7 protein-coding genes are annotated in these 13943 nt (G+C 52.6%); 4 read left to right on the top strand and 3 right to left on the bottom strand.

What is annotated here, in order from left to right; all coding sequences use genetic code 11:
* The 3 genes from PBOR_RS25595 (at nt 1) to PBOR_RS25585 (ending at nt 4058) form a co-directional block, all read left to right on the top strand.
* Nucleotides 1–873, top strand: coding sequence for a carbohydrate ABC transporter permease (locus PBOR_RS25595; RefSeq protein ID WP_245647911.1), 873 nt, complete (start codon nt 1–3; stop codon nt 871–873).
* Between the two features lie 80 nt (nt 874–953).
* Nucleotides 954–2525: an extracellular solute-binding protein gene (locus PBOR_RS25590; RefSeq protein ID WP_042216544.1), complete on the top strand. Its 1572-nt coding sequence runs from the start codon at nt 954–956 to the stop codon at nt 2523–2525.
* Between the two features lie 96 nt (nt 2526–2621).
* Nucleotides 2622–4058 carry a glycosyl hydrolase family 28 protein gene (locus tag PBOR_RS25585; RefSeq protein WP_042216542.1) on the top strand — a complete coding sequence of 479 codons (1437 nt, stop codon included), beginning with the start codon at nt 2622–2624 and terminating at the stop codon, nt 4056–4058.
* Between the two features lie 242 nt (nt 4059–4300).
* Here PBOR_RS25585 and PBOR_RS25580 read toward each other — a convergent pair whose 3' ends face one another.
* On the bottom strand, nt 4301–6382 hold the full coding sequence (locus PBOR_RS25580) for an RICIN domain-containing protein (protein WP_081972183.1): 2082 nt from the start codon (nt 6380–6382) through the stop codon (nt 4301–4303).
* 290 nt (nt 6383–6672) lie between these two features.
* Between PBOR_RS25580 and PBOR_RS35715 the strand changes: the two genes are divergently transcribed.
* Nucleotides 6673–12651: an S-layer homology domain-containing protein gene (locus tag PBOR_RS35715; protein WP_052429636.1), complete on the top strand. Its 5979-nt coding sequence runs from the start codon at nt 6673–6675 to the stop codon at nt 12649–12651.
* 123 nt (nt 12652–12774) lie between these two features.
* Here PBOR_RS35715 and srlD read toward each other — a convergent pair whose 3' ends face one another.
* Nucleotides 12775–13554: a sorbitol-6-phosphate dehydrogenase gene (gene srlD / locus PBOR_RS25570; RefSeq protein ID WP_042216540.1), complete on the bottom strand. Its 780-nt coding sequence runs from the start codon at nt 13552–13554 to the stop codon at nt 12775–12777.
* 21 nt (nt 13555–13575) lie between these two features.
* A complete protein-coding gene (locus tag PBOR_RS25565) occupies nt 13576–13941 on the bottom strand; it encodes a PTS glucitol/sorbitol transporter subunit IIA (RefSeq protein WP_042216538.1) in 366 nt (121 codons plus the stop codon).
* Nucleotides 13942–13943 lie beyond the last annotated feature (2 nt).

Genomic DNA, 13943 nt, shown 5'->3' with positions numbered 1-13943 from the left:
GTGAGACAAGGCAAAGGTAGTACGTTGTTTCAAATCTTTCTGATTTCGTTCATGGTTATTCTCTGCATTATCATGTTGTATCCATTTGTTCATATGCTGGCGATCTCGTTCAGCAGTCCCGCAGAGTCGTTAAGACTGGGCATCCATCTCTATCCGAAGCAGGTTTCGTTGTATGCATGGGAGCGGGTACTCGGGAAACATGATATCTGGATCGGCTTCGGCAATACCGTCTTCAGAACTGTAGTGGGTACGGTATGCTCCGTTCTCTTCATGTCCATGGGCGCCTATCCTCTGTCGAGAAGATATCTGCCCCACCGCAATGTGTTTACGCTGCTGATCGTATTTACGATGTTCTTCGGCGGCGGCCTGATTCCAACCTACTTTCTGATTAAAAACCTCGGGCTGCTGGATACCCGTGCGGTATACATATTGCCGGGGCTGGTCAGCACCTTCTCCATGCTCATTCTGCGCAATTTCTTCCAGGCGATCCCTGATGAGCTGGAGGATTCAGCCAAAATTGACGGAGCGAACGATTTGCGGATTCTTTTCCAGATTGTACTGCCGCTGTCCCTGCCGGTTCTGGCTACGCTGTCTCTATGGTCGGCAGTTGGACACTGGAACGCCTGGTTTGACGCTGTGCTCTATATCCAGGACCCTGACAAGCAGGTTCTAACCACCTTTTTGCGGAGAGTTGTGATTACAGGCGAGGACCTATCCATGTACGCCTCCAATACAACAAATACGGCTTTGGGATATCAGGAACCGATTAAGGCGGCTACGCTGATGTTCACGGCTCTGCCGATTATCATTGTCTATCCGTTCCTGCAGAAATATTTCGTCAAAGGTACAATGGTAGGCTCGCTCAAAGGTTAACAGGATTTACTCAATCTGCTATACAGGCAGTATTGTTTAAATAACAAGCATCAGAGAACAAAAGGGAGGATATTAGAAAAATGAAAACAAAATCATGGTTGACCGGTATGGCAGCATTGCTGCTGTCCACCTCGTTGCTTGCCAGCGGGTGCAGCAATAACGGAAATAATAGTACTTCTTCATCCAATACTCCAGCAAATCCGGGAACGGAAGCGCCGATTGAAATTACTTGGGCGAACAACTGGAACGCGCCGGAAGCTGACAATAACTATGTGCAGAAATTCATTGAGCAGAAATTCAACGTCAAAATTAAAAATGTGAAATTTGAAACCGCGACCTGGAAGGAACAGCTGGGGGTCATGCTTGCCTCAGGCAACATACCGGATGTTCTGGCTGTCGATGGAACAGTCGGAGATATGGTGCAATGGGCGGATCAGGGCGTAATTGCCAGTATTCCGGTGGAGGATATTAAGACTTATATGCCTAAGTATGTGGCAGACGTAGAGAGTATTGATCCCAAGGCATGGGATGCCGGGAGCTATAACGGCAAGAACTGGGGAGTTCCCAAGGTCTGGTCCAACGGCAGCACAGGCTTCATGCCGGCGTATAACGGACAATGGCTGAAAGCGATTGGCTACAGCGAGGCTCCGAAAGATCTGACAGAGCTGGAAGATGTGCTGACCAAGTTCACGAATGATGATCCGGATGGCAACGGCAAGAAGGATACCTTCGGGATGTCCGGCCGTGGTAAAGATGCGCAAATGCAGATGTTTAATCCGATCTTTGCCGCTTATGGCGTGAATCCGTTCCAGTTCAAACTGGGAGCTGACGGTAAAGTGGAATACGGCGCGATTACGGAAGAAGCCAGACAAGGGCTGGCACTTCTGAACAAGTGGTACGAGGCCGGAATTATTGATCCTGAGTTCGTTACTGACGACAACGGCTCGATTCAGAACAAATTCATCAGTCTGCGCACAGGAATGTTCGATACCGGGATGTGGCATCATCTGTACAAGGATGGATATTTCGGGCAGGTAGCGACGGATAAAGGAATTGAGCTGGTGCCGGGGACACCGCTTACCGGGCCTGATGGCAAGAAGTATGCGTTCTCCAATGGCGCCTTGCAGCCTCCGATCTTCTTCGGCGTTCAGCTTGAGAAGGATGATAAGAAAAGACAGAGGATTCTGGAGATTCTGGAATATGCCGCAACGGATGCAGAAGGCTATCTGACCACCACTTTCGGTAAAGAAGGCGTAACGTATAATCTGGAAGGCGATCTGGCTGTGGCTATCGAGAATCCGGCGGAAACCTTGGCCGCATTAGGTGTAGGCTTCTATAATCCGCTCGGCGGCAAGGTGGAAGCGATGACGAAATATCATTTCTCTGCTGACAAAATTGCCTTCCGTGACAAGTACACCAAAATTGACGGACTCACTGTGTTGACAGACCTGATGCAATCGACCGTCATGACCACGAAGGCGCAATATGAGACGATTCTGACTACGCTTCAGACCCAATTCTATATTAAAGCTATCACCGGGGAAGCAGACACGGATAAGGCATTTGATGATTTCAAGGCCCAGTGGCTGAAGTCAGGCGGACAAGCGGAGCTTGATGAAGCGCAGAAGATATACGAAGAACGCAGCAAATAACACTATTACATGCACGAATTTGTGAGCCGGCTGTGCAGACATGGAGACATGCCTAAGCACGGCTGGTTTCATCATTTACTGATAGGAGTGGGAATATTGCTATCTGACAATACGATTCATGTCTATCCGGCACCGGAGGGTGCCGTGCACAACACCGATTTCTCCGTCCGCGTCCGGACGCCGGGTGAGGAGTGGAAGCCGCTCTTCAGCTACAATGTCAAAGTGGATATGCACAATGTACGGAACGCATCTATGGTCATGTTCGATTGCTCCGGAACGGTTGAAATCGAAGTAGAATATCATCCTGAAACGGTTCGGGAGGCTGTGATCCGGCCGCTTTCAGCCGGCTTAGCGGGTGAAATAAGCGGCCGCAGCTTGTCGTTCACCATTGACGGGCCTAAGCTGCTGTCGGTTGAAGTCAATGGCGAACGGTTTCATAATCTCCATATTTTTGCGAATCCGCCGGAAGAGCAGCTGCCGGACATGGAAGGCGGTGAGCTTCTGATTCTGGAGCCGGGAATTCATAACACAGAGGAGCTCCAGCAACAGCTGGAGCATACTGCGGATGCGGATGCTCAGCGAATCCTCATCTTCAGACCGGGCCTTCACCGGCTGAATGAACCGCTGCTGCATCTTCCATCCTGCAGCACGGTGTATATCCCGGGAGGCGCAGTAGTTTATGGAGGTTTTGTATGTGACGGGGTTCATGATGTGACAGTAAAAGGCCGGGGCATTCTGTACATGTCGGATTATGAGAAGAATACCTTTTACCGGGGCTTCGACATTAAATATTCCCGTGATATCTACATCGAAGGGATAACAGTGGTTGATCCCCCGCACTACACCGTACTTCTCGGCCAGTCGGAACATATTCTGATCCGCAACCTGAAATCGTTCAGTACGCGCGGCTGGTGTGACGGCATTGATATGATGGCCTGCAAACAGGTCACCATTGAAGGAGGTTTCCTCCGCACATCTGACGATTGTATTGCGGTGTATGCTTCGCGCGGTGAATACCGGGGCGATACGCGGGATGTCTCGGTCAGCGGCTCCATCCTGTGGGCGGATGTCGCCCACCCGGTCAATATCGGCACGCACGGCGATTATGATGGAGACGGCGATGTCATTGAGAATATCCGGTTCACGGAGCTCGATATCCTGGAGCATCATGAGCCTCAGCCCGATTACTGGGGTTGCCTGGCGATTAACGCAGGTGACAACAATACCGTCCGCAATGTAGCGTATGAGGATATCCGAATTGAATCGTTTGAGCTTGGTGAATTGTTCAATCTGCGGGTATTGCAGAACGAGAAATATAACCCTGCTCCGGGCAAGCGGATTGAGCAGATTACGTTCAGGAACATTCACTTTAACGGTACCTGCACGAACCCTTCGCATATTGAGGGCTACGACGATGCCCGGGTTGTCCGGGACGTTACTTTTGAGAATGTAACGGTGAACGGCAGCGCGTTTCAATTGGAGGAGCCGTATATGATTATCGGGAAGCATGCTGACGGGATAAAGGTATTGTGAGGGGGTGTCCAAAAGTGGATTGTCTACAAGCTGAGAAAGGTGCCTTCTTATAATGCATACAAGTTAAAAGAGCAGCGCTTCTCCTGTTATGGGAGGAGTGCTGCTTTATGTTTGGTCTATGGATTTTTTTATTTTAAAGATTGTAGATGCATTCCCCGCTTAAACAGCGGAGAGGACGGACTGACCCGCGGAAAAGCGGCAGCGTCCATCCAAGTGCTAACGTATATCCTTCTCAAACCGGCTTAAGGAGTGACCTCTGTAAAGGTAGCATCTGCACTGAATGCAGAACCGGACTCGGCCTGTGCGAATAACAGATAATTTACGTGCCGCAGGTATTTGGTCTGGTCTGTCCACATTTGGTAAGAGGACTTCTGCGGGTCGGCCAAGCCGGCTACACGGCGGAAGGTCGCCTCGTTGTTAAAGGCTGCTGTGCTGTCGTTCGGGTCCAGCCATACTTCCCCGTTGGAACGGACCCGCAGGAACCGTCCCGGGTAGTTGACAGACTCGAATGATACACCACCCGCATTAGCCAGCCCGGTTACCATTTTAAATTGTGAATCCTGTGCAGGGGAGACGCCGGAGTCTATCCGGGCGCGGTAGCTGCTGTGCCGGATGAAGCGGTCCGGATAGTTATACGACTGCAGGCGGACATTCACGGAGACCGGTTCGAGTCTCCATTGCTGGTGGCTGCCGAGGGTATATCTCCATTGATCAATCAGGGCAGCTTCACTAGTCGAGGCGCTGACCACATCGGCCGGCTTATTTGAATGCACAGGGGTAATCCGGTAGTATCCGCTGCCCGTAGGGATAAAAGCGAACCTCTGATGGTCTCCGCCGTTGCCGGAGTAGATTTGGAATTTGGCTCCATGGTCCAGAGAGCCGCTTGCGACCTCGAGGAACAGCCCGCTCTGCGCATTCTTAATGCTGTACTGGCCGCCGCCCAGATGGGTTACGGTCCATTGCTGGCTGACTGCCCCGGTATAAGTTGATTTCCGTACCGGGGAACTGTTCGCCGTACCGGCGGCTTCCAGAGCCTTGCCGTCCAGACGTACGGTGAACCTGTACGTGCCATCCGGGATATTGCCTCCTGGAAGAGAAGCCGATTCCCCGGAGCCTGCCGGACGGGTATAGAGCAATGTGCCGAATCCAAGCTGGTCAAAGGTGGAGGGATACTGCGTATTGGCGCCACCTTCCGGTCTTGTCAGCGCGGCGCGGGCGGCAATATTGGGGACCGACAGTCCCTTCCGGTTGGCATAATGGTTATAGATCATTTCCCAGATGGGGCGGACCTCATTGCGGCTGGCATCGGACACAACCGTCTGGGTCTGGACGGTACCGTTCGTGCCGGTGCCCCACTCGTAGGCAGCAAACGGTACATCTGCCCCGTTATTGTATTTGGCTACATATTCAGCGGCCCGCAGGAAGCGGTTGTTCGCCCAGCCGTACAGATCGTCGCCCTGATGCCAGGTCATCTCATTAATTACAGCCATCAGGCCGACGCCGAGCTGGGTATGCGCCTGGTCGCGCCCGGATTCCTGCCACTGGGCCAGCCCATTCGGATGAAGGAAGGGAATCGCATTATAAATCGAGCCATTGCCGGCCCCATGCTTGTAATATTCAACTCCAATATTGTAGATATCCGCGCGGTCACAGAAGATTCCGATAGCCACAGCCGAAGCCATATTAGCCAGATCCCAGTTGGCCCAGTAATTCTGGATGTAGGCGTCATTATGATCCTGGCCGAATTCATTGCCGATCAGGAACCGTTCATTCAGCGGTTTATAGAAGACATTGATCAGCATATCCTGCATCTGCGTTACATTAAAGCCGGGATAATCCCGCATGAGTTCGGCTGCATTGGCCAGTTCATAACCATACAGGCCGGATGCCAGATAACGGTCCGCATTGCCTGAGACGGCCGTAAGGGTAGACGACCAGGCATTCAGAATATCGCGGGCGGTGTCTCCGTTGGCCGTGCTGCCGCTGATCTTCCAGCGCAGGGCATTCTGGTAAGCACGGGCTGTATCGTTGTAGAGCAGCGCCACATTATCCCCGGTGCCGCCGCGGATAATCGTGGCGGTTGCCCGCGGGGTCCAGCCGGCCTGCGACAGCGGGCTGTTCATGAGCTGGTTCCAACCGTCCAGATACGGCTGGGTTCCGGCATTCACCATCTGCCTCATGCGGTCAAAATCCGCCTGTGAATGCAACAGACCCGGATGTGCAAAGCCGCCTGCCGGAGCCGCCTCCGCTTGCTTGACCGGCACGAGTCCGGTTAAACCGGCTGCAAGGGTGAGGATAAACAGGATCATCACAAATTTTTTCATTCCTTCAGCTCTCCTTCTTTTTGTGGAATCGCTTCCATCCAGTACTATAGCTGAATTCAGTCCGGGAATAAATTCCAATTATATTAGAAAGAGTGCATTTCTTAATGCTTTTTATAATCCGGATCTTTCCCGCGGGGGGATTGGAGCTTTCGTTAAAGTTTGAATGAAAACATAAGAAAACAAAAGAATTTGCAATAGATAGCAGTTAAGGAATTTGCTATGATGAGCCGTGTTTCCGCGGGGAATTTGAAATTAGAACACAAAGCTATTCATTCATAAGGAGGTTGGATATGAGCATCCGGAAATCCCTGTTATCGAAAGCGTTTGTCATTATGATCTCAAGCATCCTGTTAGCTGTAACCTTGATCGGTGACATTGCCTTGCCTACGGCTAAGGCGGAGGTCAGCGTTCCTGAACCAAGTGATCTGGTCGTTATTCATGAGACGGTCAGAGGCGGGTTTACCCATCCCGGAGTGGGGGTGACCAAGTCTGTTCTGGAAAATATGCGTGAGCAGGTGATCGCGGGGCAGGAGCCCTGGAATTCGTATTATGCGGCCATGACGAAGTCCTCCTACGCATCCAGAACCGTTACTTCAACCCAGGCCAGCGCGGCAGATCCGGCCAAGCCGAAAAGCGTCGCGGTGAACAGCAAAGGGGCATTCGTTACAGACGGATTAAGCGCGTATACACAAGCTCTTATGTATTACATTACCGGAGATGAAGTTTACCGCGCCAATGCCATGGCTATCATCCGCATCTGGGAGCAGATGGACCCGGCCCAGTATACGTATTTTACGGACTCTCATATCCATATGGGCATTCCGCTGAACCGGATGGTGACTGCGGCGGAGATTCTCCGGTACACCGGTGCCCGGAATGAGGCGCTTAGCTGGACGGAAGCGGATACCGCCAAGTTCACCTCCAATCTGATTGTGCCGATGACGGAGACCTTTCTGCACGGCAATAACTATTTCATGAACCAGCATTTGTATCCGCTGCTTGGGGCAATGTCCGGTTATATCTTCACAGATAATATAGACCGGTACAAGGAAGGCGTTGAATGGTTTACCGTTAATAGGACTGCCGTGGATCAAGGCCAGAACGGTGCGATCCGGCAGCTGTTCCGGCTGGTGACGGAAGACGCCGTAACCGGTGAGCAGCTGGAGACGCCGAGAGTTCAGCATGTGGAGATGGGCCGGGATCAGGCTCACGGCGCCGGAGATCTTACCAATGTGGAGATTCTGGGACGGCTGCTGGATGCCCAGGGCACGAAGGTTGACCCGGCGGATGGAACGCTGTCCACTGCGGATAATGCTGTAACCGCTTACGCCTTCCTGGGCAACCGGATTCTGAAGGCAGCGGATTACTTCGCCCAATATATGCTTGGCTATGACACACCCTGGACTCCCGTTGTGGCCCGCTACGACGCGGAAGGAAATCCGGTGATTTATAAAGTGCTGTCCGGTGCATACCGGGGGCGGATCGGCGGCAATGTATACGGCCAGTATTATTACTATAAATACAGCATGGGGGTGGATATAGAGAAGGAAGCTCCATACTATGCCGAAATGTTCAATAAGCGGACGCCGTATTACTGGGAATCACCCGATGGCGGAGCGGATTACTGGCTGTTCATCCCGAAGGAAGCGGCTTCCGAAGGGGCATCCACCTTGCCAGAAGTCTCGCCCAGCGCAGATTGGACAGAAATAGAGCAGCGGGCTACCAGCTTGGATACCAATGCGGTAACGCGGCAAGAAGGAGACATTTCCTACGTGCAGGTTAAGGCTACAGAAGCAGGCAGCCGGATTTCTGTGGTTGCCTCAAGCACAAGCCTGAAGACAGTCGCCCTTCGTATCCGGACGAACGGAACAGCCAGGCTGGAAGTCAACGGATGGACAGAATCAGAGCTGGTGCTGCCGGATACGAAGGGCCAGTGGAAATATATAACGCTGACCATGGATCAATACCATGGATTGGGGGATTTGATCTATTTCAAGGTCACGGGTCCCGGAACCCTGGTCGATATCGATCATCTGCTGCTGGCGCCGGCAGCCGGATTGACCCCGCCGGCCTTCACTTCCGGACCGGCAGATGTGAATGCATATGCCTATACGGGCTCTGAAGCTACACTCCAGGTAGATCTGTCTGCCAAAGATGCAGCCGCAGGCGATACTGTGACCTATCAGCTGGATCATATGCCTGAAGGGGCTGTATTCAATGAGAGCACGGGTGCGTTCTCCTGGAAGCCGGAACAGCCGGGGGTATATTCCCTGATCGTAAGCGCGGCCGATGGAGTCTCGGTAACAGCCAAAGCCGTAACCGTTACAGTAGGGGAGAGCCGGCAGGAGGCGGCAACGGCTGCTGCCGGCAGGTACAATCCGGAAACCAGCTACATCTCCACGACGCTGGCGGAATATATGGCCATGATCGGCGATGTGATGAATGCGCTGCCTGACGCGACCGATGAAGAGATGTACCGGAAGCTGGCCGGTCTGAATCTCGCCGCCCAAGGTCTGAAGGAATTGACACCCCTGATGAAGGACGGAAGCCTGCGCTATTTCGATACCATCGCCTCTTCCACCTTCGGAACAGAAATCGGAAATCTGATCGATAACGCGCCGGACAGCTTTGCCGGGTATTATCTGGCCGACAGTCTCAGCTATATTCTGGATTTCGGGGAGAGCTTCAAGGTATCCGCCACGGCCTTCGCGCTTCAAGTCAGAACCGGATTCCCTGAGCGGATAGGCGGGGCTGCAGTCTATGGCTCGAATGACAAGGAGTCCTGGACCCGGCTCACTCCGGGAATGACTACCGTATCGGATGCAATGCAGACGCTGGAGGTCGGTGAAGCGCAGCAGGAAGGACAATTCCGTTTCCTGAAGCTTCAGATGATCGAGCCGTCAAGCACGATGTTCGAATTGTCCGAGCTTCGCATCTATGGCCAGCGGCATGAGACCCATAACAAGCTTAAGTCTGTAACGCTCAGCTCCCCGCAAAGTACTCAGAACAGGGTGGAAACCGGCAGCAGGGTTGACTTGTCCTTCCAATCTGCCGAACCTATTGAGGGTGTAGAGGTTACCATACAGGGGAGGCAAGCCTCCGTGCACACCACAGACCGGATCAATTGGACGGCTTCTGTAATCATGGACAGCGCTATGCCGGCGGGCAAGATCAAATTCTCTATTAACTATACAACCGCAGGCGGATTGCCGGCCGCTCCTGCCCTATTCACTACAGATCATTCAGTGCTCTACTATGTAAACAAGTCCAAATATGTGGATGTCACGAAGCTGGCCCGTGTGACGGCTTCAAGTGCCCAATACGGCAGTAATGGTCTGCCCGCTGACAAGGTCGGCTATCTGCTGTTTGACGGCAACACTGCGACCTATGGAGATTTGGCCAGCGGCAACGGGGCTTATTATACGCTGGACTTCGGGCCAGAAGCGTCAATCAGACTCAGCGGCGTCATTCTGCTGCCGAGAACAGGTTATGCCAGCCGGATGAATGGCCTGATCATTCAAGGCTCCAATGATGAGCTGAATTGGACTATTCTCACCCCGGCTGTATCAGGCGCGGCTGACCAATCCTGGACCTATATTAATGAGGAACAAATTAAGGACAGCAAGCCTTACAGGTATTTAAGGATAGTTAACCCTGGTTCATGGAGCGGCAATGTAGCTGAAGTAGAAATATACGGCGAGTATAGTATTCCAGCCGCAGTCCTTGAGTCGAAGGTGAAGGGACCTGAAGGATACACCCGGTTAAGCTACTACCAGTACAAGCACGAGGCGGACCGGATTGTGGAAGCTGCCGGAGATCAAGGCGCAGATATGCTGGCCTTGCTTAATGAGCTGTTCCAGGCGGAGCGGCTGCTGGTTACGGTCACGGAGCTGCCAGCAGAGAGAATAACAGTTACCGAATCGATGGTGATGGCGTCTCATATCTCGTGGGACGGGAAGTTATCCGAAGCTGTCAACGGCTGGAAGGCCTTCGACGGCGACAAGGCTACTTATACTGATACCAAAGCCAATCCGGGCTGGATTGTTGCCGATCTGGGAGCGGGCAATGACAAGGCGTTGTCCAGCTTCAAATTCTATCCGAGAAGCACTCAGGCCCATCTCGGAAGGGTCAATGGAGCGATTCTTCAGGGCTCTGCAGATGGAGAGCACTATACGGATCTATATACCATAAGCGGTATCACCACCGCAGAATGGCATACGGCTGCCATTAGCGGCGATACAGCTTACCGCTATCTCCGTTATTATTCCCCAAGCGGGAACGCCAACGTGGCTGAGCTGGAATTCTATCAGAAGACAGCTGACCGGACGCTGCTGGAGTATCTGAAAGAGCAAGCTGAAGGTGTGCGGCGTGACCTCTATACGGAAGAGAGCCTTGCAGCTCTGGATACGGCAAAAGCTGCCGCGCTGGACCTGGCTGCGGATGCGCCCCAATCCTCGATCGACGCGGCAGCATCCGGCTTGCACGCTGCCTTGGAGCATTTGGCGGTCAAAGCAGTCATTGTCAGTCTGAACAAGGTGGAAGTAACAACAGTAGTGGGAACAGCTCCGGAGCTGCCCTCGGTAGTTGAAGCAGTATATAGCGATAATACGGTCAGGTCCCTGTCTGTACATTGGCAGGATATCGATCCGGTTCAATACAGCTCCGTGGGAAGCTTCACGGTAACCGGCGCGGTATACGGAACCGGTGTGCCGGCAATCGCCAATGTGGCTGTGATGGATGAAGATTCGCCAACGCCGCCCGTACTCCCGGCACCTCCAACCGGATTAACGGCTTCCTCCATTACCGCGAATTCCCTGAGGCTGGGCTGGAATGCCCCGGCCGATAACGTGCGGGTGGCCGGATATGAGGTCCTGCTGAACGGAGAAGTACATGGAACGGTAACAGGGGATACCTATGAGTATGGCTTTACCCGGTTATTGCCGGATACATCCTATACATTCAGGGTGACCGCCTTCGATGATTCGGGTAACAAGGCTTCAAGTACTGACTATACGGTGAAGACCCTGAAGGAGGAGGAGCAGTCACCACCGGCTGGCGGAGGAAGTACAGGTGAGAATGCATTTCCATCTGCACCTCAGACTGTAATAAACGTGCACGGCAGCCGCATTCAGGTCATTCCTGCCGCGAATCAGGGAGCGGCGCTAGCCACACTAAGTGAAGAGAGCCTGGAGGAAGCCCTCAAGCAGGCGATCCAGAACAAGGAGGACACCCTGCATATTCAAGTGCAGCCAAGCGGAGAGTTGTCCGCCATTACGCTGGAGCTTCCGGTCAGTTCCTGGCTTAAGGCACAGCGGGAAGGAATCAGGTTCCTGTCGGTTGAATCTGGATTAGCATCACTGTTAATTCCATTCGATGCGGTCGATAGTCTGAAAGATACCGACAGGCTGACTGTGTCGATCGGACAGGCGGACCGGTCCGGATGGAAGGCATCACTGTCCGGCCTGCTCAAGAACAAGCCTGTCTATGAATTTGGGCTCTCCGTTAACGGGCAGAGTGTGAACGTCTTCGCCAAGGGAAGTGTTGTGAAGGCCGAGATTCCCTATACGCCGCAAGCGGATGAATCCGTATACGGACTGGTCGCTGCTTCCCTGCGTGATGACGGAGGTCTGGAGGTGATCCGGAACTCCAAATATGACAGAACAGCCGGAAGGCTTGTCTTTGGCGCCAGACATTTCAGCAAGTATGCGGTGGTCTCGGTTCCATCCGGCTATAATGACATGGAGCCCTATTCATGGGCGAAGGATGGCGTTACAGCCTTGTCGGCCCGTGAAATTGTGAAGGGAACCGGGAATAACAGTTATGCTCCCGGACGCGCGGTATCCCGCGCCGAGTTCCTGAAGATGATGATGGAGGCTTTTGAACTGGTGCAGTCAGGCCACAGCTCCTCCTTCAAGGATGTGAAAGCCGGCCAGTGGTATGCGGATGCGGTTGCATCAGCGGAGGCCCTGGGAATTGTTACGGGATACGGGGGCAGTACCTTCGGTACGGACCGCAGCATTACCCGGGAAGAAATGGCGGTCATCACCGTCCGTATTCTGAAGGCGGCGGGAGAAGAACTGCCGAAGCAGCATGAAGCAGTCAAGTTCAGCGATACTCCGCTAATCTCTGCTTTTGCTCTGGATGCGGTGAATCTCATGGCTGAAGCAGGCTTCATCGAAGGCCAGACCTCAGGAGCTTTTGCTCCGAAGTCACAGGCCACGCGGGCGGAAGCTGCGGTACTTGTGGCAAGAGTGATGGGATTCATTTAATAAGGCGGCAATAAGCAGCAGGCGAAACTAAGAAACCTTAGTCCAGTGGAGTCACGGACTAAGGTTTCTTTTGTTGGAGTGAACGCTTGAAGGGGGAAGTAATGATTGCTGTACGTAAACAGATTAGTGCATCACCTGACCGCCGGTTACATTAATCGCCTGACCTGTCATGTAAGAGGCTTTATCAGAAGCGTAAAAGATTACCGCATTGGCGATATCGTCATAAGTGCAGCCCCGTTTAAGCGGCACTTTGTCCGTGTACACCTGCTCCACTTCTTCCGGAGCAATCCCCAGTTTGGCTGCATACTGGGGAAGCAGGCTCTGGAACATCGGTGATTTCAGCAGATTTCCGGGCATAATCGCGTTGACGCGGATATTGTGTTCGGCCAAATCCAGTGCAAGACTCTGGGTAAGGCCCACGCCGCCGAACTTCGAAGCGGAATAAGCGGAATTATGCTTGCTGCCGACTTTGCCGGATTTCGAATTGATTTGAATGATGTTGCCGCCGCCTTGCTCGATCATGATTTTGGACACTTCGCGTGCACAGAGGAAATATCCGGTCAGATTCACATCAACGGTCTGATTCCAGTCTTCAAGTCCGAAATCCGTAATCTTACGGCTTTTGGCCACGCCTGCCACATAAACCAGCAGATCGATCCGTCCGAAGGAAGCAACAGCCTGCTGAACCATTTCGGCAACCTCAAGCTCATTTGTGAAATTCACCTGAACCGCCAAGGCTCCTATCTGATGCTGCTCACCAGTTTCTCTGGCTACTCTTTGAGCGTTTCCTTCATTAATATCTGCGACAACAATATTGTATCCATCTTCAGCCAGACGATGGCAGAGCGCCTCGCCCAGACTTTGTCCGCCACCGGCAACCAGTGCTACTTTTCTCTCACTCATGTCTCTATCTCCCCAAATGATTTATTGTTTTATAATTATGATTTCGCTGCCGATCTCGGGCTTATGGAAAGGCGTATTCTCCAAATATAGTGTTCCCGGAAGACCTTCGTCTGTCTTGCCGTCGAATTGAAGTGTGATATGTCCGAGCTGCTCCAGGTTCAGTGCCACTTTACTGCCTACAGAAGTAATGGTGTATGATTTGCCTCCCAGCTGAAATATATCTCCTTTAGAGATTTCTCCATTCACTTTCGAGAGATCAATCAGCAGGCAGTACTCCGCTACATCCTCGGGTGCGTTGTTTCCGAACAGCACAAATACTTTATCCTCCATAAAGTCAAAGGCAGCTGATCCGAACTTAGTAATACGAGTCTTATATATGGTCTGCATAA

It is taken from the genome of Paenibacillus borealis (assembly GCF_000758665.1).
Taxonomy (GTDB): domain Bacteria; phylum Bacillota; class Bacilli; order Paenibacillales; family Paenibacillaceae; genus Paenibacillus_AQ; species Paenibacillus_AQ borealis.
Note: the sequence above shows the minus strand (reverse complement) of the source record. Positions and strands in the feature narration are given on the sequence as shown.